Raw genomic sequence first — 22,485 nt, forward strand, 5'->3', positions numbered from 1 at the left:
ATGAGCACTCATACTTTCAAACCTGACATGCCCCCACCGAGCAGCAGCATCGGTGCGGTGGCGTGGATGCGCGCGAACATGTTCTCCAGCTGGCTCAACACGCTGTTGACCCTGTTTGCGTTCTATCTGATTTACCTGGTTGTCCCGCCGATCCTGCAGTGGGCGATCCTCGATGCCAACTGGGTTGGCACCAGCCAGGCCGACTGCACCAAGGAGGGCGCCTGCTGGGTGTTCATCCAGCAGCGCTTCGGCCAGTTCATGTATGGCTACTACCCGCCGGTACTGCGCTGGCGCGTGGACCTGACGGTATGGCTGGCGATCGTTGGCGTGGCGCCGTTGTTCATCTCGCGCTTTCACCATAAGGCGGTGTACGGGCTGAGCTTCCTGGTGCTGTACCCGATCATTGCCTGGTGCCTGCTGCATGGCGGCGTATTGGGTCTGGACGCCGTGGCGACCAGCCAGTGGGGTGGCCTGATGCTGACCCTGGTGATCGCCACCGTCGGCATCGCCGGTGCGCTGCCGCTGGGGATTGTCCTGGCCCTGGGGCGTCGTTCGAACATGCCGGCGATTCGCGTGGTCTGCGTGACCTTCATCGAGTTCTGGCGCGGCGTGCCGTTGATCACGGTGCTGTTCATGTCCTCGGTGATGCTGCCGCTGTTCCTGCCTGAAGGCATGAACTTCGACAAGCTGCTGCGGGCCCTGATCGGCGTGATCCTGTTCCAGTCGGCCTATGTGGCCGAGGTGGTGCGCGGTGGTCTGCAAGCGATTCCCAAGGGGCAGTACGAAGCAGCTGCAGCGATGGGGCTGGGCTACTGGCGCAGCATGGGCCTGGTGATTCTGCCGCAAGCCCTGAAGCTGGTGATCCCCGGCATCGTCAACACCTTCATCGCGCTGTTCAAGGACACCAGCCTGGTGATCATCATCGGCCTGTTCGACCTGCTCAACAGCGTCAAGCAAGCCGCAGCCGATCCGAAATGGCTGGGCATGGCTACCGAAGGCTATGTGTTCGCTGCCCTGGTGTTCTGGATTTTCTGTTTTGGTATGTCGCGCTATTCCATGCATCTGGAACGCAAGCTCGACACAGGCCACAAGCGTTAGGAGTTCTTTTATGAGCGAAGCAAATAAAAAGCCTGTGAGCCCTGAAGGCATTATTCAGATGCAGGGCGTGAACAAGTGGTACGGCCAGTTCCACGTGTTGAAAGACATCAACCTCAACGTCAAGCAGGGCGAGCGTATCGTGTTGTGCGGCCCGTCGGGTTCCGGCAAGTCCACCACCATCCGCTGCCTCAACCGTCTGGAAGAACACCAGCAGGGCCGCATCGTGGTCGATGGCGTGGAACTGACCAACGACCTCAAGCAGATCGAAGCGATCCGCCGCGAAGTCGGCATGGTGTTCCAGCATTTCAACCTGTTCCCGCACCTGACCATCCTGCAGAACTGCACGTTGGCGCCGATGTGGGTGCGCAAGATGCCCAAGCGCAAGGCCGAGGAAATCGCCATGCACTACCTGGAACGCGTACGCATTCCGGAGCAGGCGCATAAATTCCCGGGGCAACTGTCCGGCGGTCAGCAACAGCGTGTGGCGATCGCCCGCGCCCTGTGCATGAAACCGAAAATCATGCTGTTCGACGAACCGACTTCGGCGCTCGACCCGGAGATGGTGAAAGAGGTACTGGACACCATGATCGGCCTGGCCGAAGACGGCATGACCATGCTCTGCGTGACCCACGAAATGGGCTTCGCCCGCACCGTGGCCAACCGCGTGATCTTCATGGACAAGGGCGAAATCGTCGAACAGGCCGCGCCGAACGACTTCTTCGATCACCCACAGAATGATCGCACCAAGCTGTTCCTGAGCCAGATCCTGCATTGATCGAACCCAGGCACTGAAATAAACCCGGACTGAGTTCCGGGTTTATTTTTGCCCGCGACTTCACCGCCCCCCCCTTCGGCAGCTCCTACAGGGGGTTGTGTGGGTGGATTAAGCTGACTAACATGTCAGAAAATTCATCCTATGATTGGATGAGAGGGCGAATTCCATGTCAGAAATCTCTCCACTGGTAAAACGATCTCTGGTCGATCAGGCCCTGGACCAACTGCGCCAGCGTATCAACCAGGGCATTTGGGTCGTTGGTCAGCGTTTGCCCACCGAGCCCGAGTTGTCGGCGGAACTGGGCATCAGCCGCAACACCGTGCGTGAAGCCATGCGCGTGTTGGCGTTTTCCGGGTTGATCGAAATCCGCCAGGGCGACGGCAGTTATGTGCGGGCGGTGGTCGATCCGCTCGATACCTTGAAGGCGCTGTCCCGTTGCTCCCTTGAGCAGGCCCGGGAAACCCGACACATCCTTGAAGTCGAGGCCATCGGCCTGGCAGCCATGCGCCGCACCGATGAAGACCTGGTGGCATTGCGCGAGGCGCTGGGTGTCAGCGGCAGTCACTACCATGGCGATCTCGACACCTACATCGCCTGCGATCTGGTGTTCCACCGCCGTCTGGTGGACGCCGCGCACAACCCGACACTCAGCGAGTTGTACCGCTACTTCTCCAGCATCGTCGGCGCGCAGTTGCGCCAGACCCTGAGCATCGTCCCGCGCCGCCAGGAAGTGTTCGACCTGCATATCGAATTGCTCGATGCCGTCGAACAACGCGACCCGGAGCGGGCCAAATCCCTGTCGAGGCAATTGATCAATGAACCTTGAAACCGAGAAGTCGATACCGCGCGGTGATTTATCCACAGCCGCAAAACGTTCGGCAGAGCTGGAAGAGCTGCTGATCGACGCCGAGGCCGATGACGAACAAGTCCAGCAAACCCACCCGGTTCTGCGCCGGCCATGGCTGTTGCTGCTGGGCCTGATTCTGGTGGCGCTGAACCTGCGCCCGGCGCTGTCGAGCATGGCGCCGATGCTCAGCGAGGTCTCGAAGTCCCTCGGCTTGTCGGCGTCTACGGCAGGATTGCTGACCACGTTGCCGGTGCTTTGCCTTGGCCTGTTTGCGCCGCTGGCACCCTTGCTGGCCAGACGTTTTGGGGCTGAGCGGGTGGTGCTGGGCATTCTTCTGACCCTGGCTGGCGGCATCATCCTGCGCAGTTCATTCGGTGGGATCGGCCTGTTTGCCGGCAGTGTGCTGGCCGGTGCCAGCATTGGCGTGATCGGTGTGTTGCTGCCAGGCATCGTCAAGCGCGATTTCCCGAAACAGGCCGGGACCATGACCGGCGTCTACACCATGGCCCTGTGCCTGGGCGCGGCGATGGCGGCGGGTGCGACCGTGCCGCTGAGCGAACACTTCGACAACAGCTGGGCGCTGGGCCTCGGCTTCTGGGTTATTCCGGCATTGGCCGCGGCGCTGTTCTGGCTGCCGCAAGTCGGCCAGAAACACGGCGCGCACAACGTTGCCTACCGCGTTCGAGGCTTGCTGCGCGATCCGCTGGCCTGGCAGGTGACCTTGTACATGGGCCTGCAATCGTCCCTGGCCTACATCGTGTTCGGCTGGTTGCCGTCGATCCTGATCGGTCGCGGCCTGACCCCGATCCAGGCCGGACTGGTGCTGTCGGGTTCGGTGATCGTGCAACTGGTCAGCTCCCTCGCCGCGCCATGGCTGGCGACTCGCGGCAAGGACCAGCGCCTGGCGATCGTGATTGTGATGGCCCTGACCCTCGGCGGCCTGTTCGGTTGCCTGTATGCGCCGATCGAAGGCTTGTGGGGCTGGGCAATCGTGCTTGGGCTGGGGCAGGGTGCCACGTTCAGCCTGGCATTGACCCTGATCGTGCTACGCTCGCGGGACTCCCACGTGGCGGCGAACCTGTCGAGCATGGCCCAGGGTTTTGGTTACACCCTGGCGTCCATGGGGCCGTTCGCGGTCGGTATCGTGCATGACTGGACCGGTGGCTGGACGGCGGTGGGCTGGATCTTCGGCGTCATCGGCCTGGGTGCGATCATCGCCGGTCTCGGTGCCGGGCGGGCGCTGTATGTGCAGGTCGTCAGCGAGAAAATCTAAGCGGCACCGAACCCTACAAGTAGAGCAACTCCAGCGTCGCCGAACCATCGAGTGTGACATCGCTGCTCAAGTCCAGCGTCGAGGTGGGCGCGATGACCGTTTCGACGGTCACCCGGCTGTTCAGATTCTGGATCTCGATAGGGCCGGCGGTGCTGCCTGCGATGTCGGTGAAGCCCAGATAGCTTCTGGCGCCAATCGGAATGGAACTGGAACTCGATGCACTCCAGGCCCGGCCCTCTGTGGTGGAGTCGGTGCGAAAGACCTGGGGCAATGTATCCACCACGGTGTTCAGCGGATGGAAATGCAGTGAATACAGGCCGATCTTGTTGCCGCTGCGGTCGAAGTTCAGGCCGTAGTAGATCTCGCTGTTGACGATTGCCGAGCCGTCTTTGTTGTCGCGCATGCGCAGCGCGAACTGTTTGGGCGTGGTGCAATGGATACTGAAGTCGAGGGTTCTATCTTGCAGTTGCGTGCGCTTATCGGCATTGAGTGCCTGACGGGAGATTTTGCCGTAATCGACGAGGCCGCCGTTGGACAAAGTGGGCGTGCAGGCGCCGGGAATGATCAAGCCTGTAATGCTCAGTTCAACTGTAGGTGCGGCGAGGGCCGCAGGGCTGATGAGCAAAGCGGCCGCAATGGTCGCAAACGTATGGATCAGCATTAAAATTCCTTTTTCGTGTAATGCCAGGGGCGCTGACCGCTCCGTCGTTTTAAGCCATTAGAGTAGCCAGCGCCGGACTTACAGCCATTCACATCCAATGTTGCCGAGCCTTCCGGCGTGACGTCTTCGGTCGAGCGCAGGCTGTTGTTTCATTTTTAAAGGCTCATTCAATTCAATGGTTGTTTGCAGCAAACGCTAGAACCGCTCGTAAAGCGTTGCGAGCGGCTCAGCGGGATTGCCTTACAGGTAGATCATTTCAAACGTCGCGGTACTGTTGATCGGGACATCGTCGGTCAAGGTCAGACTGTCGGCGCGAGCGATCAAAGTGCTGACTTCCAGATCCATCGTCAGGTCTTTCATATCGATCGGTAGACTCGGATACGCAGTCACGGCCGTGATCAGTACGTTCGGATCAATACGAGTAGTGGTGGTCCACGAATTCTCATCTATGTACGAGAAACCAGCGGTCGCGGCTTTTCCGTCAGCAAGGACATTCTTGATGTTTATGCGAAATCCACCGAGCTTTTCACCCGCGTCAGTCAAGCCCAAGCCAAAATAATTACTGCCGAACGATGATCCAGGAGAGCTTTCGATCGTCTTCAGGGCGAATTTCATCGATTCGGTGCAGCTCACGGACAGCTGCATTGGGTGCAGGCCTACTTCTGTGGAGTTGGTTTGATCGAGATCCTTGGCCGAGATTTTTCCGAGTTCGATCAGACCGTTATGAGACAGGGTTGGGGTGCAGGCCTGCGGAATGATAAGCCCTGTAACGGTCAACACTGTCGACTCCGCAAGGGCATAGGGTGCGGCACCGATCAGCGCGGTTACCGAGAGTGCTGCAATGTACTTCTTCATTTGTGCGTCTTCCTTTTTAGTTATTGGCCTTGAATCAGCCAAGGCGCTTGAACGCACCCCGGACTCCGCAAGGCAGATTGGGTGTTACAGGTAAAAAACTTCGATGGTCCCCGACCCGTCCAGGTGAGCGGCCGTGCTCAGATCCAGGCTGGTGGTCGGGGCGATGACGGCTTCCACCGTCACCATGGTGTTGAGGTGCTGGATCGCGACCGGGCCGGCGGTACTGCCTGCCGTGTCGGTAAAGGCGAGGTAGCTTTTTTGGCCGAAGGGAATCGGGTTTGAACGGGCTGGGCTCCAGGCCGCACCGGCAGTGGTGGAGTCGGTGCGATACAGACGGGTGAAGTGGTCTGCGCTGACATCGGCCGGGTCGACATTCAGTGAATACAAGCCGATTTTGTTCTGACCATTATCGAAACCCAGGCCGTAGTAGACCTCGCTGTTGACCGTCGCCGAGCCGGCGCGGTTGTCGTGCATCACCAGGGCGTAATGGGTCGGTGCGTCGCAGTTCACCTGCAGCGACAAGGATTTGGGTGGCAGCCGGGTGCCCTTGTCGGGGTTCAAATCATTGCGGGACAAGCGGCCAAAATCGACCAGGCCACCATTGGATAGATCGGGTTTGCAGGCACCGGGCGCGAAGCTGGCGCGCAGGGTGGTTTCCCGGGAGCGGCCCGCAGCGATGGCATCGAAAACCCCTGAGGTTTCCCAGATCACCGCGTCGCGAACCTGCATCGCTTGTTCCTGAACCCAGGCCGTCACTTCAACCTGCACAGAGAAACTGCGGCCCTGCACCGCCAGCCCGCTGGTGACTGGCACGATCCCGTGTTCCGGGCGCCAGATCACACTCGAAGCCGTATGCACCGGAGACGTTCCGGCAGAGGCAATCAATCCGAGGTCCACCGGCTGACCATCGAGTACGGCGTCTCGAACACTTACTTCATAGCTGCCTCGTTCGGCGAAGTGATAACGCTCGGCGGTCGCGGCCATGGCTCGATAGAACAGGCTCATGTCGGTGGGCGCGGAACAGATCAGGTTCAGGCTCAGGCGGCGTTCACCCAAGCTGCGCACGGGTGTGGTGTCGAGACGTATCGCGCGGTTCATCAACCCAAAATCAAGCACGGGTTGGCTCAGGGAGAGCTGACAGTCGTCGGGCAACGCCCAGGCCAGCGGCGTTAAGCTGCTGAGCGCCAAATGGGTGAAGGCCAACAGTAAGAAGCGGGACAGGTTCATGAAGTCATCCTTAAAGGGCTCGGCACTGGGCAGTGGCGGTCTCGTAATACGCCTGGGTGTCGGCCTTGGCCGGCAGTTCGAAGTCGAGTCGACAGCGATCCATCCCGGGCGCGGTTATCCACAGCGTTCCGGCATCGAGGACGTTGGGCAGGAACACCAGGCCGCCGTCCTGAACCAGGGTGACGAACTCGCCATCCGCGGTGTTGACCATGGCGCCACGGGGCAGCGGCGCACCATTTTCAGCGGTGGCCTTGAGCAACGCCCGACGTGTCAACGTGACCCCGAACTCGACGTTGTCGACGGCACCGCGCCCGGCGGAAATCACCGCCAGGCCGTTGTGGATGTCGACATTGCGTGGCAGTGAGCGGGTCTCGACTTCCACCGCACTGCGCCCATAGGCGGCGACTTGCGAAACCACGGCCTGACCCTGCCAGTCGGTCCAGACCGGCCCACTGGGTGTGCTGACTTTGATCGAGTCCATGTCGCCCACCGACAGCAGTGCGAAGGTATCGCGCACCGGATACGGCGATAGCGTCACGCCACCGCCATGCAGTACGGCAGCCCCGCGTGCACCGGCCTGGTAGCTGGAACGTTCGGCATCGGAGCGGGTGTAGCTCAGGTCCAACTGGCTGTAACGGGGCAACAGCGAAACACCGGCAGAGGACTGCACTTGCTTGTCGCGCGTGTCGTGTTCGACGCCGATGCGGTAGCCGAATTGATCGTTGACCCGTTCGTTCAAGCCCACGCCACTGCGGTACTCGCCGCCAGAGTTGCGCACCCAGGTGCGGGCGCGGCGGCTCTCGCCCAAGGGAATGCTCAGGTTCAGGTAGACGCTGTCGTCGCGACGGTTTGCACCGCTGACTTGCCATTCGGCCGACACCGAAACGGACACGCCGCCAATGTTGGTGCCCCACGACGCCAGCGCACGGTTACTGCTTTGGCCATCGAATGAGCTGGAATGGCTGATGCCAGCGCTGAACGCACCGAGCCCAGGGTGTGACCAGGCCAACGCGGCACTTTGCTGGTCGCGGTAACGGGACTTGCTGCTGTCATACGTCGAGTCGAACACCGCTTCTTCAAGTTCGCGATAGCCAAAGGTCCGGTAGGAGCTGCCGCCGTTGAGCGACCACTGATCGTTGAAACGATGGGAGAACGTCAGATCAGCCTGAAGGCCCTTGGCCGGATTGCTGCCGCTGGCCTGAGCGTTGAGTAGCGATGTCTGGATCTGCGTCTTGGTCGTCGGCAGAAAACCCAGGCTGGCGCCTGCCGCACGGTAGTCGGCGGCGCCTGTCAGGCCTGCGCTGAACAGCAAGCGCGGGTCCAGCGCGCCGCTCCAGCCGCCACTGATTACCCACGGATTACCGTCCTGCGCATCGCCGGTGCTGCGCACCTGACCGGCCGCCAGCGAGTAGCCGGGTGCTGGCAGGCCGATGCCGAGTATGGCGGCGGGCACGGTGAAGCGCCGCTCGCTGCCGTCCTCTTCTGTGACGGTGACTTCGACATCGGAGCGATTGTTCAAGCGCCCTACGTCATTCAGGGAAAATGGGCCGGCGGGCACCACGGTCGAGTGAATCAACGCACCGTTCTGCCGGACTTCGACCTGCGCCTGGCTGTGGGCAATCCCTTCAATAACCGCGCTCTGGCCTTCGACCTGCAGCGCCTCCTCGGTCATGACCTGTACGCCAGTGACCTGGGCGCCGGCGAGTACCGGGTTGTAAAGGTTGATCTGCCCCGCCTGCAGTACCGTTTCATGACTGGCGAAGGTGCGTTGCGCATACGCCGCCAAGTGACTGGTGCGGGATACATCGTCTTGCCAGGTCTGCACTTGCCGGCTGCGCACGATCCAGTCACCGGCGTTGAAGCCGACCTCGGTATTGGCCGCCAGATAGCGGCTCGATTGCTCGCCGTTGAGGCTGTACAGGCTATTGACGTCGTAGTTGAGCAAGCCGGCAATGCCACCGGTTTGATAACCGGAAAAGTCTCGGGCTGCCTGGCGGATCGCGACGGTGGGAACGATCAGCGACAGGCCAAGGCTTGCCGGGTCCTGATCGATGAGCGTTTGCGGCCAAGTACCGAGCACATCGAAGCAGCCGCCATTGGTGGTCGCCAGCGGGGCCGGTTCACTCAGGTTGGCCACCTCGAGCAAGGCGCGATCAAAGCACACGTCGCCATCGCGATTGAACATCACGTTCGCTCGTCCTCGACGCTGCCCATTGACCGTGAGCGTCACCGGGTGCCTGCCGGTGGTGAAGCGCGGCGCTTGCAGCAACAGGGTTGCCAGCGCGGGGTCGATGCCGCGTTGCTGCAACATTTTTTTATCGAAGGTCATCAGCGATGGTTTCTCGGCGACGACTTCGGCGCAGGCATCGGTCAGTATCAGCGCATTGGCCAGCCCAAACGCTACTTTGGCCCAGGGTCTGACACGAATCGCGGGAACGGCTTCGCCGCGACGGTAAATCGATACTGTTTTCATGGGGGTCACTTGGGTTATGCCTGCGTGCTGGCCGCTTCCGTTGTGGCTTCAGGCAGGTGCGTGGCGATGGTCAGGTTTCATCGCCTCTTTGCATCACGGCTTTGTGGGTGGTGCTTGCTCTAGGATTTGACGGGGGCCTCGTAGTGCGGCACCGAAAACCCGTAGACGGTGGCGGGTTGAAAGCGCACTTGGGTGACCTCGCCTTTTGGCACTGCAACGCTGATGCTTTCACCGGGCAAAACGTAGGTTTTGGGCAACATCGCGCCAGCGGCTGCGGGCAGTAATTGCAGCTCTTGAGCCATGCGCACGACATACGGTGTGTCGTTGCTCACGGTCAGTTGACCGTCCTTGATCGACCATTGCAGGTTGGTCCATGGTGTGCGGTTGGGTGCCAGACCCTTGGGGTGAAGAAGCAGCGGCAGATTCTGCCGCACTGTCACGCCGACACGGGCGTGCCCGGCTTGCGGGGCCGACTTACCCTGCGGGATGCCTTCAAATATCACGCGCTTCAAGCGTTGGGTGAGCAGCGGTTTCTCCGATTGCAGAATGAAACGCACCAGTTGGGTTTTCGACGCTTCGACGCGCGACAGCGGCGGCGTTACGAACACCAGGGGTTCGCTGTCTTCCGGTATGTCTTCAATGGTGACGTGCAACAACGCCAGGTTGGGGTCGGTATTGGTCACGGAAACGGAGGCTTCACCATCGGCTTCCTTGACAATCACCACGGAAGTATCGGGTACCGATGCCATCGGCCTGGATCTGAGTGGCCATCAGCAGGGCGCAGGCGCCGACACTGGTGTGACACAGATGGCGACCGAAGAGGAGCAGTGCTGTGCCGAGCAGAGTTGATGACTTTCTCATGTATTGGCTCGTCCTGGTTGGAATTGATTGGCGGTAAGTGAGCACAGCTCCGGGCTTTCACGACCGAGCTATGAGAGACGCGCAATCTAGCGAGCAGGGCGTATGGGAGGAATGCAACAAATACGAAAGCGGGCGGCTTGGTATATGAGAGATTGTTGCGGGGGATAAGTAAGATTTTCTTTTGGCGGGCAGTAAGGGAGTCGTTCGTCTCTGTAGTCCTGTGCGCAGTGCGACGTAGGGGGGGTCTTTTTATTCGTCGGGTAAAAGTGCCTGCCCCTTGAATCCATTGAAAAAACGAGAAACGAGGCTTTATCGAGGCGTTGTGGCAGGCGTAGAACGGCGTTATTTTTCGCGCCTTTCCAGCCACAAGCAGGAGGTATCCCACAATGCGTGTCGTAATTGCTGACGACCATTCCGTCGTTCGGGTCGGGTTACGGATACTCATCAATGCCAGCAGGCAATGCGTAATCGTCGGAGAAGCCGATGGCGCGGACAGTCTGATGGATGTTCTTTCGAGTACGCCTTGTGATCTGCTGATCACCGACTTCTCCATGCCTGGCGGAAAGCAGGCCGATGGTTTGAAGATGCTGAGTGCGATACAGCGTCACTACCCTGCAATGCCGGTCATTCTGGTGACGATGTTTACCAACGTCGTAACGGCAAGGGCAACGCTGGCTCAAGGGGTGATGGCAATCGTCGCCAAGACGGCATCGGCGACCGAACTGCCCCTGGCAATCAACGCGGTGGGGCAGGGGCGACGCTACATCAGTGAGTCCTTGGGAACACTGCTGGCCAGCAGTCAGATGCCGGAGTCGTCTTTGTCAGCCAAAGAACATGAAGTGGTACGAATGCTGGCCAACGGCATGACCGTCAGTGAAATCGCCAGTCATTTCAAGCGCAGTGTGTCGACCATCAGTAAACAGAAAACCATGGCCATGCGCCGGTTGGGTGTTGCCACGGATATCGATCTCTACTCCTACGCCCGTGATAATGGAATGATGTCGTTCTAGCTACCTGTTGAGTAAACAGTTGCGATATTTTCGTGGCGAATGCCGATAGTGTTCGATGCATTTGCCGTCTATCGTGCGGGCAATGTTTCAATGTCATTTTGTACAACAGGGGGTCTACCGATGAGTGATACAAACAGCGCCTTGATCACCCGCTTCTACCAGGCTTTCCAGCGCCTGGATGCCGAAGCCATGGCTGCCTGCTACAGCGATGACGTGGTATTCAGTGACCCGGCGTTCGGTGAGCTTCGCGGTCGCGATGCCGGTGACATGTGGCGCATGCTGACTACTCGGGCCAAGGATTTTTCCCTGACCTTCGATCAAGTTCACGCCGACGGGCGCACCGGTGGTGCCCATTGGGTGGCAACCTACCTGTTCAGCCAGACCGGCAACACCGTGGTCAACGACATCCAGGCACGTTTTATCTTCCGTGACGGCAGGATCTGCGAACATCACGACAGCTTCGATCTGTGGACCTGGTCACGTCAGGCCTTGGGATTCAAAGGTCTGCTGCTGGGCTGGACGCCACTGGTGCGCAACGCCGTTCGCGCACAGGCATTGAAGGGGCTGAAGGCATTTCAGTCCGGTCGCTGATAAGATCGCGGCTTATTTCCTTTCAAGCCTTGATCGTGCCGTGACCACCCCAAGCGAGTCTCCCGTCAGCAAGCCCTGGTTCGTCTACCTCGTTCGCGCAGCCAATGGTTCGCTGTATTGCGGGGTCAGCGATGATCCCATGCGCCGCTTCGCCAAGCATCAAAGTGGCAAGGGGGCACGGTTCTTTCTTTCCAGCCCGGCCATGGCGCTGGTCTACACCGAACTTTGTCGCGACAAAAGCGAAGCGCTGCGCCAGGAACGGCTGATCAAGAAACTGCGCAAAAGCGCCAAGGAATGTCTGGTCGCGTCTTATCAATCTGGCTGATCGGCTCCCATCAGGCACATCTGTAGGCTGCCAACCGTTTGCGCGCTAAGCTGCGGATTCCTAATTTGTGCGGCGGAGCCGAGCATGTCCGAGTTGATTCTGCATCATTACCCGACGTCCCTCTTTGCCGAGAAGGCCCGCCTGTTGCTGGGCTTCAAGGGCTTGTCATGGCGCTCGGTGAAGATCTCTCCGGTGATGCCAAAACCGGACCTTACGGCGTTGACCGGCGGCTACCGCAAGACCCCCGTATTGCAGGTCGGTGCAGATATTTATTGCGATACGGCATTGATTGCCCGGCGACTGGAACAGGAAAAAGCCTTGCCGGCATTCTTTCCGGAAGGTCAGGAAATGATCACCGCGTCGTTTGCAGCCTGGGCCGACTCTGTTGTGTTCCAGCACGCGGTCAGTCTGGTGTTCCAGCCGGAATCGATAGCGGTGCGCTTTGGCAATTTATCGCCGGAAGCGATCAAGGCGTTTCTGGCCGACCGTGCCGGTTTGTTCAGTGGTGGTAGCGCGACAAAATTGTCTGCCGAGCAGGCCAAGCATCAGTGGCCAACGATCATGTCGCGGCTGGAGCTGCAGTTGCAGCGTGAAGAGGGTGATTTCCTGTTCGGTGAACCATCGATTGCCGACTTTGCCTTGGCCCATTGCCTCTGGTTCCTCAAGGCCACACCGGTGACGGCTCCGCTGGTCGAAGCTTACCCGGCAGTCAATGCGTGGCACTCTCGGGTATTGGGCTTTGGTCATGGCGCCTCCAGCGAAATGACGTCCGAAGAGGCGCTGGAGGTGGCGCGCAGGTCCACGCCAGCGGCATTGCCGGATGAGCAGTTCGTCGATCCCAACGGATTCACGGCGGGCCAGCAGGTGGCGATCGCCGCCACGGACTATGGCGTTGATCCGGTCGCGGGAGAGCTGTTGTTTGCCGGCAGCGAAGAATTGATCCTACGACGCAAGGACGAGCGTGGCGGCGTGGTGCATGTGCACTTCCCGCGGTTTGGATTCCGTATCGAGGCCATCTGATGGAGGCTTAAACCTGTGGCGAGGGAGCTTGCTCCCGTCGGGTCGCGAAGCGGCCCCTGAAGAGGGACTGCTGCGCAGTCCAGCGGGAGCAAGCTCCCTCGCCACAAGGGTTTTGTGAACCTGGTCAGTTATCTCAATGCCGCCAGAATCGCATCCGGGTCATACCCGCGAATCAGGGTTCCGTTCACATCGATGATCGGAATCCCTCCGCCACCCAAGGCCTGGTAGTCCTTGCGCGCGACGGCATCTTTCTCGATATCGAATTCCTTGTACGGAATGCCTTTCTGATCGAGAAAGCGCCGGGTCAGCTTGCAGTAACCACACCATTCGGTGGCGTAGAGCACGACGTTGGCCCGGGCCTGCGTCTGTGCTGGCAGCACTTGCGAAGGGTTGAACACCCGCTCGATCTTGCCCCAGTTCTGGTAAGCCACGACCACCAGCAGGATCAGCAGGAATTTTTTCAGTACGCCGCCGAGCATCAGTTGCGACGCTTCAGCTGATCGGTGAGTGAAGTCGGTAAGCCCTTGATGATCAGGGTGCCGGCTTCTTCGTCGTACTCGATCTTCGAACCCAGCAGGTGCGCTTCGAAACTGATCGACAAGCCTTCGGCTCGGCCGGTGAATCGGCGGAACTGGTTCAGGGTGCGTTTATCGGCCGGGATTTCCGGCGACAGGCCGTAGTCCTTGTTGCGAATGTGGTCGTAGAAGGCCTTCGGGCGTTCTTCATCGATCAGCCCCGACAATTCTTCCAGGCCCATCGGCTCACCGAGCTTGGCCTGGCTGCTGGCGTAATCCACCAGGGTCTTGGTCTTCTCGCGGGCGTCGTCTTCCGGCAGGTCTTCGCTTTCAACGAAATCACTGAAGGCCTTGAGCAGGGTGCGGGTTTCACCCGGACCGTCGACGCCTTCCTGACAGCCGATGAAGTCGCGGAAATACTCCGAAACCTTTTTGCCGTTCTTGCCTTTGATGAACGAAATGTACTGCTTGGATTGTTTATTGTTCTGCCATTCGGAAACGTTGATCCGCGCCGCCAGGTGCAATTGGCCCAGGTCCAGGTGACGGGACGGGGTCACGTCCAGTTCATCGGTCACGGCCACGCCTTCGCTGTGGTGCAGCAGGGCGATGGCCAGGTAGTCGGTCATGCCTTGCTGATAGTGTGCGAACAGCACATGGCCGCCGACGGACAGGTTCGATTCTTCCATCAGTTTTTGCAGGTGCTCGACCGCCACGCGGCTGAACGCCGTGAAATCCTGGCCGCCCTCGAAGTACTCCTTCAGCCAGCCGCTGAACGGAAATGCACCGGATTCCGGATGGAACAAGCCCCAGGCTTTACCCTGTTTGGCGTTATAGCTTTCGTTGAGGTCGGCGAGCATGTTCTCGATGGCCGCGGACTCGGCCAGCTCGGAGTCTCGGGCGTGGAGAACTGCAGGTGTGCCGTCGGGTTTTTTGTCGATCAGGTGGACGATGCAATGACGGATCGGCATGGGCTTCTCGGCTGAATGAGGAGAGGAGGGCGTGCTCCCCCGAAAAAGCGCTCAGTGTACCCGCATCCCTCTGTAGGAGCTGCCGAAGGCTGCGATCTTTTGATCTTGTTTCTTAAAATACAAAGGCAAAAGATCGCAGCCTTCGGCAGCTCCTACAGGAGGGATAGAGGGCAATTGGCAGGCGACCGACGGTTCTTATGCGTTTTTTTCCTGTTTTAGCGCAATAAAGCTGACCAAATGGGTAGCTAGAGGCGGATATTTCCACGTCTGTGTGCTAGCTTTGCCCGGTCTTGCGCGAAGTCACTGCGTTAAGCGTGCAGTCAGCATTTGTCAGGTCGAACCAAACCCTGATTTCGGTATCTATAACCCCGATCCCGAGGTTATTTGGCCGAGGGTGCCAGATCCAGAAGATCGGGCTCGATGGCTGACATTGCACTCTGCAATCCATATGAATTTGATAGGGAAGGAACACTAAATGGCTCTTACTAAAGACCAACTGATCGCCGACATCGCTGAAGCTATCGACGCGCCGAAAACCACCGCGCGTAACGCTCTGGACCAACTGGGCCAAATCGTTGCCGATCAGCTGGAAAACGGCGGCGAAATCACTCTGCCAGGTATCGGCAAACTGAAAGTGACTGAGCGTCCTGCCCGTACCGGCCGCAACCCTTCGACTGGCGCTGCCATCGAAATCGCTGCCAAGAAAGTGATCAAGCTGGTTGTGGCCAAAGGCCTGACCGACGCTGTCAACAAGTAAGACTTGTTGAAAAAAACCGTGCACCGGAGCGATTCGGGCACGGTTTTTTTGCGCCTGCTACAACGATTTACGCAAGGAAAATCGCTGCAACATTCTGTTATTGCGGTGAAGCCTTGACCCAGCGCGCCTGACGCCAGGCCTGTTGCTGCGCTTTGGTCTGGAACGTCCAGGCGACGAAGCGGCTCTGCTTCTGTCCCTGACCCATTTCCACCACCCGACTGTCCAGCGCACCGGCCTTGCTCAGGGCCGTCTGGATCGCCGGCAGGTTCGACGCTTTCGACACCAGCGTGCTGAACCACAGCACTTGTTGCGCCACCTGCACGCTCTCACTGACCAGTTGCGTGACGAAACGCACTTCACCGCCCTCACACCACAGTTCCGCCGCCTGCCCGCCAAAGTTCAGCACCGGCAGCTTGCGTTTCGGATCGGCCTTGCCCAGGGCTCGCCATTTGCGCGTACTGCCCCGCGTGGCCTCGTCCAGCGAAGCGTGGAATGGCGGGTTGCACATGGTCAGGTCGAACTGCTCTGCGCTCTCCAGCAGGCCTGTGAGGATCTGCTTGGGGTTGCTCTGCTGGCGTACCTGGATCGCCTTGTTCAGGCCATTGGATTGAATGATGGCCTTCGCCGCGGCGATGGCGGTCGCATCGATGTCGGAGCCAAGGAATTGCCAGCGATAATCGCTGTAACCGATCAGCGGATACACGCAGTTGGCGCCCATGCCGATGTCCAGCACCTTCACGGCAGCACCACGGGGGATCACTCCGTCATTCCCGCTGGCCAGCAGGTCGGCGAGGAAGTGCACATAATCGGCACGGCCTGGCACTGGCGGACACAGGTAGTCGGCCGGAATGTCCCAGTGAGCGATGCCATAGAATGACTTGAGCAGCGCCCGGTTGAATACCCGTACGGCCTCCGGGCTGGCGAAGTCGATGCTTTCCTTGCCGTACGGATTGATAATCACGAATTTTTTCAGTTCCGGCGTGCTTTTGATCAGTGCCGGAAAGTCGTAGCGACCCTGATGGCGATTGCGCGGGTGCAGGCTGGCCTTCTCACGCGGTGCCGCGGCTTTGGCCGCAGGCGCGGATTCAGGCTTTTTGCGCGCAGGTTTTGGTGTGCGGGGGGCGGTCATGGCGGTGGTCGATTCGGGTATGGCTAAAAGTGGCGGGCATTGTCCCACATCCAGGTGTTCCCTGTAGGAGCTGCCGCAGGCTGCGATCTTTTGATCTTGCTTTTTAAAAAAACAAGATCAAAAGATCGCAGCCTGCGGCAGCTCCTACAGGGGGGGCGGCATAAAAAAAGGAGGCCGCTTGGGCCTCCCTTTCTCATTGCGATCTGCCGTTACAAACTGGCAATCCGCGCGTGCTGCTCGGCCAGCTTGCCCAGGGCCTGTTCGGCCTCGGCCAGTTTGGCGCGTTCTTTCTCGATGACTTCGGCTGGCGCCTTGTCAACGAAGCCGGCGTTGGACAGCTTGCCGCCGACACGTTGCACCTCACCCTGCAGACGCTGGATTTCCTTGTCCAGACGCGCCAGTTCCGCACCTTTGTCGATCAGGCCGGCCATTGGCACCAGCACTTCCATCTCGCCGACCAGTGCGGTGGCGGATAGTGGCGCTTCTTCGCCGGCAGCCAGCACGGTGATCGATTCGAGGCGCGCCAGCTTCTTCAGCAGGGCTTCGTTTTCGGTCAGGCGGCGCTGATCTTCGGCGCTGACGTTCTTCAGGAACAGCGGCAGCGGTTTGCCCGGGCCGATGTTCATTTCGCCCCGGATGTTACGGGTGCCGAGCATCAGGCCCTTGAGCCATTCGATGTCGTCTTCGGCCGCCTGATCGATGCGGGTTTCGTTGGCCACTGGCCAAGGTTGCAGCATGATCGTCTTGCCTTCGATGCCCGCCAGCGGCGCGATGCGCTGCCAGATTTCTTCGGTGATGAACGGCATGAACGGATGCGCCAGGCGCAGGGCGACTTCCAGTACGCGCACCAGGGTGCGACGGGTGCCGCGCTGGCGTTCAACCGGAGCGTTTTCGTCCCACAGCACAGGCTTGGACAGTTCCAGGTACCAGTCGCAGTACTGGTTCCAGATGAACTCGTACAGCGCTTGTGCCGCCAGGTCGAAACGGAACTGGTCGAGTTGGCGGGTCACTTCGGCTTCGGTGCGTTGCAGCTGCGAAATGATCCAGCGATCCGCCAGCGACAGCTCATAGGCTTCGCCGTTCTGGCCGCAGTCTTCGCCCTTGTCCAGCACGTAGCGCGCCGCGTTCCAGATCTTGTTGCAGAAGTTGCGATAGCCCTCGACGCGGCCCATGTCGAACTTGATGTCGCGGCCGGTGGACGCCAGCGAGCAGAAGGTGAAGCGCAGGGCGTCGGTGCCGTAGCTGGCGATGCCTTCGGCAAACTCGTCGCGGGTCTGCTTCTCGATCTTCTTCGCCAGTTTCGGCTGCATCATGCCGGAGGTGCGCTTCTGCACCAGGGCCTCGAGTTCGATACCGTCGATGATGTCCAGCGGGTCCAGGACGTTGCCCTTGGACTTGGACATCTTCTGGCCCTGGCCGTCACGCACCAGGCCGTGAACGTACACGGTCTTGAAAGGAACCTGCGGCGTGCCGTCTTCGTTTTTCACCAGATGCATGGTGAGCATGATCATCCGGGCAACCCAGAAGAAAATGATGTCGAAGCCAGTCACCAGGACGTCGGTGGAGTGGAAATTCTTCAGGAACTCGGTTTTTTCCGGCCAGCCGAGGGTGGAGAAGGTCCACAGGCCCGAGCTGAACCAGGTGTCGAGAACGTCGTTGTCCTGTTGCAGGGCAACGTCCGGGCCGAGGTTGTGCTTGGCACGCACTTCGGCTTCGTCGCGACCGACGTAGACCTTGCCCGACTCGTCGTACCAGGCCGGAATGCGGTGGCCCCACCAGAGTTGACGGCTGATGCACCAGTCCTGGATGTCACGCATCCACGAGAAGTACATGTTTTCGTACTGTTTCGGTACGAACTGGATGCGGCCGTCTTCAACGGCGGCGATCGCAGGCTCGGCCAAAGGCTTGGTGGATACGTACCACTGGTCGGTCAGCCACGGTTCGATGACGGTGCCGGAACGGTCGCCTTTCGGCACTTTCAGGGCGTGATCGTCAACGCTGACCAACAGGCCGGCAGCGTCGAACGCGGCCACGATCTGCTTGCGTGCTTCGAAGCGGTCGAGACCGGCGTATTCGGCCGGGATCTTGCCGTCGATGGTTTCGTTCAGCGTGCCGTCGAGGTTGAACACCTGGCAAGCCGGCAGGACCGCTGCGTTCTTGTCGAAGATGTTCATCAGCGGCAGGTTGTGACGCTTGCCGACTTCGTAGTCGTTGAAATCGTGGGCCGGGGTGATTTTCACGCAGCCGGTGCCGAATTCAGGGTCGCAGTAATCGTCGGCGATGATCGGGATGCGGCGGCCAACCAGTGGCAGCTCGACAAATTTGCCGATCAGGGCTTTGTAGCGTTCATCGTTCGGGTTCACGGCCACGGCGGAGTCGCCGAGCATGGTTTCCGGGCGAGTGGTCGCGACGATCAGGAAATCGTTGCCTTCAGCAGTCTTGGCGCCGTCGGCAAGCGGGTATTTCAGGTTCCACAGGAAACCTTTCTCGTCGTGGTTTTCCACTTCGAGGTCGGAAATCGCCGTGTGCAGCTTGGTGTCCCAGTTGACCAGACGCTTGCCGCGGTAGATCAGACCGTCTTCGTGCAAACGAACGAACGCTTCTTTCACGGCTTCCGAGAGGCCATCGTCCATGGTGAAGCGCTCGCGGCTCCAGTCGACGGACGAACCGAGGCGACGGATCTGGCGGCTGATGTTGCCACCGGACTCATCCTTCCATTCCCAGACTTTCTCGAGGAATTTTTCGCGGCCCAGGTCGTGGCGGCTCTGGCCCTTGGCTTCGAGCTGACGCTCTACCAGCATCTGCGTGGCGATACCGGCGTGATCGGTACCCGGCTGCCACAGGGTGTTGCGACCCTGCATGCGGCGGAAACGGATTAGGGCGTCCATGATCGCGTTGTTGAAGCCGTGCCCCATGTGCAGGCTGCCGGTGACGTTCGGCGGCGGGATCATGATGGTGTAGGACTCGCCCGCGCCTTGCGGGGCGAAGTAATTCTCTGACTCCCAGGTGTTGTACCAGGAAGTTTCAATGGCGTGCGGCTGGTAGGTCTTATCCATGCGCGGCGGGACCCTATTGGCATTTATTCAGGAAAAGCCGGGAAGTATAGCGGGGATGAGCCGATGCGCGTAGAGCGAGGTGACAATGGGCTTGGGAAAAATTGTGGTTTTTCGGGAGGCGTTTTGTCTGCAATGACGCCATCGCGGGCAAGCCACGCTCCCACAGGATCAGTGTCGATCACAAAATAGTGGTTCGACAAAAGACCTGTGGGAGCGTGGCTTGCCCGCGAAAGCGATCTGTCAGGCGACCTGATTCAAATCGTTATGCCGCGTTTCCTTCAGGCACAGCACCGCAATCAAACTCAGCACCGCGGCCCCGGACACATAGCCGCCGACGTAGCTCAGTCCGCCCATCGCCACCAGTTTCTGGGCGAAGAACGGCGCTGCGGAGGCGCCCACGATACCGCCCAGGTTGTAGGCCGCTGAAGCACCGGTGTAACGCACGTGGGTGGGGAACAGCTCCGGCAGCAGCGCGCCCATGGGCGCAAATGTCACGCCCATCAGAAACAGTTCGATGCACAGGAACAGCGCCACACTCCAGGTGGAACCTTGGGTCAGCAGCGGTTCCATGAGGAAACCGGACAGGATCGCCAGCACGCCGCCGACGATCAGCACCGGCTTGCGCCCGTAACGGTCGCTGGCCCAGGCCGACAGCGGCGTGGCAGCCGCCATGAACAGCACCGCGAAGCACAGCAGGCCGAGGAAGGTTTCACGGCTGTAGCCGAGTGTTGCAACGCCGTAGCTCAGGGAAAACACCGTAGAGATGTAAAACAGCGCATAGCACACCACCATCGCGCCGGCGCCCAGCAAGACGGGCGCCCAATATTGGCCGAACAGCTCGAACAGCGGGATCTTCACCCGTTCCTGGCGCGCCATGGCGTTGGCGAATACCGGGGTCTCATGCAGCTTGAGGCGCACGTACAGGCCGACCATCACCAGTGCGGCGCTGAGCAGGAACGGAATACGCCAGCCCCATGAGCGGAACTGTTCATCGTCCAGCACCACGGCCAGGGTCAGGAACAGGCCGTTGGCCGCAAGGAAGCCAATGGATGGACCCAGCTGCGGGAACATGCCGAACCAGGCGCGCTTGCCTTTCGGCGCGTTCTCCGTGGCCAGCAATGCCGCGCCACCCCATTCGCCGCCCAGCCCCAGGCCCTGGCCGAAGCGCAGGACGCACAGCAGGATCGGTGCCCAGGCGCCAATGCTGTCGTATCCCGGCAGCACGCCGATCAGCGTGGTGCACACACCCATCAGCAGCAACGAGGCGACCAGGGTCGACTTGCGGCCGATACGGTCGCCGAAGTGGCCAAAAAGGGCCGAACCCAAGGGGCGTGCGAGGAAGGCGATGCCGAACGTGAGAAACGCCGACAGCATCTGGGCGGTGCCGGATGTCTGCGGAAAGAACACCGGGCCAATCACCAGCGCTGCGGCGGTGGCATAGACATAGAAATCGTAGAACTCGATGGCGGTACCGATGAAGCTCGCAGTGGCCACGCGGGTAGCGGAGTTCGTCGGTTGTACAGGTGTGGAGTCGCTGTAAGTCGTGCTGGTCGTCATGCGGTGATCCCTGACAGTCATGTGCCCCAGTGGAGCGAATTATTATGGTCGAGAACCCAGGGATGTGGGCTTAACGCAGAGTGCGGGTGGCACAGGGTGTGGCGGGGCTTGGGTAAGCGGTTCGATTATAGGAAGGTGGCTAACGATTCAACAAGCGCAAAAGATCGCAGTCTGCGGCAGCTCCTACAGGGGAAACGGGTTCCAATGTAGGAGCTGCCGCAGGCTGCGATCTTTCAACAATCTAACGGGCGGGTAAAGCAGCGAGAGCCGGGTTGGTCTGCCAAATCAACACCCGCGTGACACGGTTTTCCTCAGTCGCGAGAATTTCCAGGCGATAGCGGCCGATTTTCAGGCAGACAGGGCAGTCCGGGATGGTTTCCAGCGCTTCGGTGACCAAGCCGTTCAGGGTTTTCGGGCCATCGCTGGGCAGGTGCCAGCCGAGGCTCTTGTTCAGTTCGCGGATGGACGCGGCTCCGTCGATCACCAGGCGTCCGTCGGCTTGCGGATGAATGTGCGGGTTGTCCAGGCTGTGCTGGCTTTCGAACTCGCCGACGATTTCTTCGAGAATGTCTTCCAGGGTGACGATGCCCAGCACTTCGCCGTATTCATCGACCACCATGCCCAGGCGTCGCTGCTGTTTGTGGAAATTGAGCAGTTGCAGCTGCAGCGGGGTGCTTTCCGGCACGAAGTACGGCTCGTGGCTGGCCGCCAGCAAGGCTTCCCTGGTCAGGCTCGCATCGGGCAGCAAGTGCAGGATGTGCCGGGTGTTGAGGACGGCTTCGACCTGGTTGATATCACTGTGGAACACCGGCAGGCGCGTGCGCTTGTTGTGGCGCAACTGTTCGATGATTTCTTCGATGGAGTCATCGAGATTGATGCCGTCCACGTCGCTGCGCGGTACCAGGATGTCATTGACGGTGATGTTGTCCAGCGCGTGGATGCCGGGCAGCGGGTGAGGGCGGCTTACGGTTTCGGAGGGCGCATGCCGCTCCGTCAGTGCTTCATCCTCACTCTGTTGCACCACTTTGGCTTTACGGACAAATGGGCGCGTCAGCAAGCGGCTGATGCTGGTGAGCAGCCATGCCGCGGGATAGATGACTTTTAGCGGCAACCGCAGCAGGTTGTTGCCCTGGGCCAGGATCGCATCCGGATAGCGAGCGGCGAGGGTGCGTGGCAAGTAGTCGGAAAACACCAGCAACATGGCGCCAGCCCCGAGGCAGGCGACCCACGGGCCGTTCTCGGCCCAGGTGAAAATGGCCAGCAAGGTGCTGATGACCACCACGAGTGCACGGCACAGTGTGTTGCAAAAAATCAGGCTGGCCAGGGGGAAACTGAGTTTCGCCACTGGCTTGTCGCTGGAACGCGTTGCGGTGCGCTGGGCCAGCAAATGCTGGTGCGCCGCTTCGATGGCGGTAAACAGCCCCGACCATAAAACCAGCAGGGTCACTACCGCGAGCATCGGCCCTATGGGCAAGTCGTCCATTAAT

General features: G+C 60.0%; 19 protein-coding genes and 1 pseudogene. 9 read left to right on the top strand and 11 right to left on the bottom strand.

The annotated features are described in order from the left end of the window. From KW846_RS09410 to KW846_RS09425, 4 genes are all read left to right on the top strand, one after another. Entirely contained in the window at window positions 1–1,098 is a 1,098-nt protein-coding gene (locus KW846_RS09410) for an amino acid ABC transporter permease (RefSeq protein WP_102698484.1), read from the top strand. A gap of 10 nt (window positions 1,099–1,108) precedes the next feature. Then, complete coding sequence (locus KW846_RS09415; protein ID WP_218482048.1) at window positions 1,109–1,873, top strand: amino acid ABC transporter ATP-binding protein; 765 nt, start codon at window positions 1,109–1,111, stop codon at window positions 1,871–1,873. A gap of 166 nt (window positions 1,874–2,039) precedes the next feature. Beyond that, a complete protein-coding gene (locus KW846_RS09420; protein ID WP_218482049.1) occupies window positions 2,040–2,699 on the top strand; it encodes a FadR/GntR family transcriptional regulator in 660 nt (219 codons plus the stop codon). Continuing rightward, window positions 2,689–3,993, top strand: a complete 1,305-nt coding sequence (locus tag KW846_RS09425; protein ID WP_218482050.1) for a CynX/NimT family MFS transporter — start codon at window positions 2,689–2,691, stop codon at window positions 3,991–3,993. The genes KW846_RS09420 and KW846_RS09425 overlap by 11 nt, the downstream gene beginning before the upstream one ends. Window positions 3,994–4,006: 13 nt before the next feature. Here KW846_RS09425 and KW846_RS09430 read toward each other — a convergent pair whose 3' ends face one another. From KW846_RS09430 to KW846_RS09450, 5 genes and pseudogenes are all read right to left on the bottom strand, one after another. Beyond that, on the bottom strand, window positions 4,007–4,654 hold the full coding sequence (locus tag KW846_RS09430; RefSeq protein ID WP_218482051.1) for a DUF1120 domain-containing protein: 648 nt from the start codon (window positions 4,652–4,654) through the stop codon (window positions 4,007–4,009). Window positions 4,655–4,894: 240 nt separating this feature from the next. After that, window positions 4,895–5,509 carry a DUF1120 domain-containing protein gene (locus tag KW846_RS09435; RefSeq protein ID WP_218482052.1) on the bottom strand — a complete coding sequence of 205 codons (615 nt, stop codon included), beginning with the start codon at window positions 5,507–5,509 and terminating at the stop codon, window positions 4,895–4,897. A gap of 84 nt (window positions 5,510–5,593) precedes the next feature. After that, window positions 5,594–6,736, bottom strand: coding sequence for a DUF1120 domain-containing protein (locus KW846_RS09440; protein ID WP_218482053.1), 1,143 nt, complete (start codon window positions 6,734–6,736; stop codon window positions 5,594–5,596). A 10-nt stretch (window positions 6,737–6,746) separates the two neighbouring features. Further along, window positions 6,747–9,209, bottom strand: coding sequence for a fimbria/pilus outer membrane usher protein (locus KW846_RS09445; protein WP_218482054.1), 2,463 nt, complete (start codon window positions 9,207–9,209; stop codon window positions 6,747–6,749). A 119-nt stretch (window positions 9,210–9,328) separates the two neighbouring features. Further along, window positions 9,329–9,980, bottom strand: a pseudogene (locus KW846_RS09450) (fimbria/pilus chaperone family protein). 476 nt (window positions 9,981–10,456) lie between these two features. Between KW846_RS09450 and KW846_RS09455 the strand changes: the two are divergent. The 4 genes from KW846_RS09455 (at window position 10,457) to KW846_RS09470 (ending at window position 13,016) form a co-directional block, all read left to right on the top strand. After that, window positions 10,457–11,080: a response regulator gene (locus KW846_RS09455; protein ID WP_218482055.1), complete on the top strand. Its 624-nt coding sequence runs from the start codon at window positions 10,457–10,459 to the stop codon at window positions 11,078–11,080. 120 nt (window positions 11,081–11,200) lie between these two features. Continuing rightward, a complete protein-coding gene (locus KW846_RS09460) occupies window positions 11,201–11,671 on the top strand; it encodes a nuclear transport factor 2 family protein (protein WP_218482056.1) in 471 nt (156 codons plus the stop codon). A 40-nt stretch (window positions 11,672–11,711) separates the two neighbouring features. Beyond that, complete coding sequence (locus tag KW846_RS09465; protein ID WP_218482057.1) at window positions 11,712–11,996, top strand: GIY-YIG nuclease family protein; 285 nt, start codon at window positions 11,712–11,714, stop codon at window positions 11,994–11,996. Between the two features lie 84 nt (window positions 11,997–12,080). Next, window positions 12,081–13,016 (top strand): glutathione S-transferase family protein, encoded by a 936-nt coding sequence (locus tag KW846_RS09470; RefSeq protein WP_218482058.1) that lies wholly within the window; start codon window positions 12,081–12,083, stop codon window positions 13,014–13,016. A gap of 128 nt (window positions 13,017–13,144) precedes the next feature. Here KW846_RS09470 and KW846_RS09475 read toward each other — a convergent pair whose 3' ends face one another. After that, entirely contained in the window at window positions 13,145–13,495 is a 351-nt protein-coding gene (locus KW846_RS09475) for a glutaredoxin family protein (protein WP_218482059.1), read from the bottom strand. Then, the gene (yejK, locus tag KW846_RS09480) at window positions 13,495–14,499 is read right to left on the bottom strand and encodes a nucleoid-associated protein YejK (RefSeq protein ID WP_126047407.1); all 1,005 of its coding nucleotides are present in this window, start codon (window positions 14,497–14,499) and stop codon (window positions 13,495–13,497) included. The genes KW846_RS09475 and yejK overlap by 1 nt, the downstream gene beginning before the upstream one ends. 475 nt (window positions 14,500–14,974) lie before the next feature. Here yejK and KW846_RS09485 point away from each other — a divergent pair, with 475 nt between their 5' ends. Next, entirely contained in the window at window positions 14,975–15,256 is a 282-nt protein-coding gene (locus KW846_RS09485; RefSeq protein WP_007905514.1) for an HU family DNA-binding protein, read from the top strand. A 97-nt stretch (window positions 15,257–15,353) separates the two neighbouring features. Here KW846_RS09485 and rlmF read toward each other — a convergent pair whose 3' ends face one another. The 4 genes from rlmF to KW846_RS09505 all read right to left on the bottom strand — a co-directional run bounded on the left by rlmF (window position 15,354) and on the right by KW846_RS09505 (window position 22,481). After that, a complete protein-coding gene (gene rlmF, locus KW846_RS09490) occupies window positions 15,354–16,385 on the bottom strand; it encodes a 23S rRNA (adenine(1618)-N(6))-methyltransferase RlmF (RefSeq protein ID WP_218482060.1) in 1,032 nt (343 codons plus the stop codon). A gap of 209 nt (window positions 16,386–16,594) precedes the next feature. Continuing rightward, window positions 16,595–19,441, bottom strand: a complete 2,847-nt coding sequence (locus KW846_RS09495; protein WP_218482061.1) for a valine--tRNA ligase — start codon at window positions 19,439–19,441, stop codon at window positions 16,595–16,597. Window positions 19,442–19,681: 240 nt separating this feature from the next. Continuing rightward, window positions 19,682–20,998 carry an MFS transporter gene (locus tag KW846_RS09500; RefSeq protein WP_218482062.1) on the bottom strand — a complete coding sequence of 439 codons (1,317 nt, stop codon included), beginning with the start codon at window positions 20,996–20,998 and terminating at the stop codon, window positions 19,682–19,684. 241 nt (window positions 20,999–21,239) lie between these two features. After that, complete coding sequence (locus KW846_RS09505; protein ID WP_218482063.1) at window positions 21,240–22,481, bottom strand: transporter associated domain-containing protein; 1,242 nt, start codon at window positions 22,479–22,481, stop codon at window positions 21,240–21,242. Window positions 22,482–22,485: the final 4 nt, after the last annotated feature.

The organism is Pseudomonas sp. PDM32 (assembly GCF_019219225.1).
Classification (GTDB): Bacteria; Pseudomonadota; Gammaproteobacteria; order Pseudomonadales; family Pseudomonadaceae; genus Aquipseudomonas; species Aquipseudomonas laurylsulfatiphila.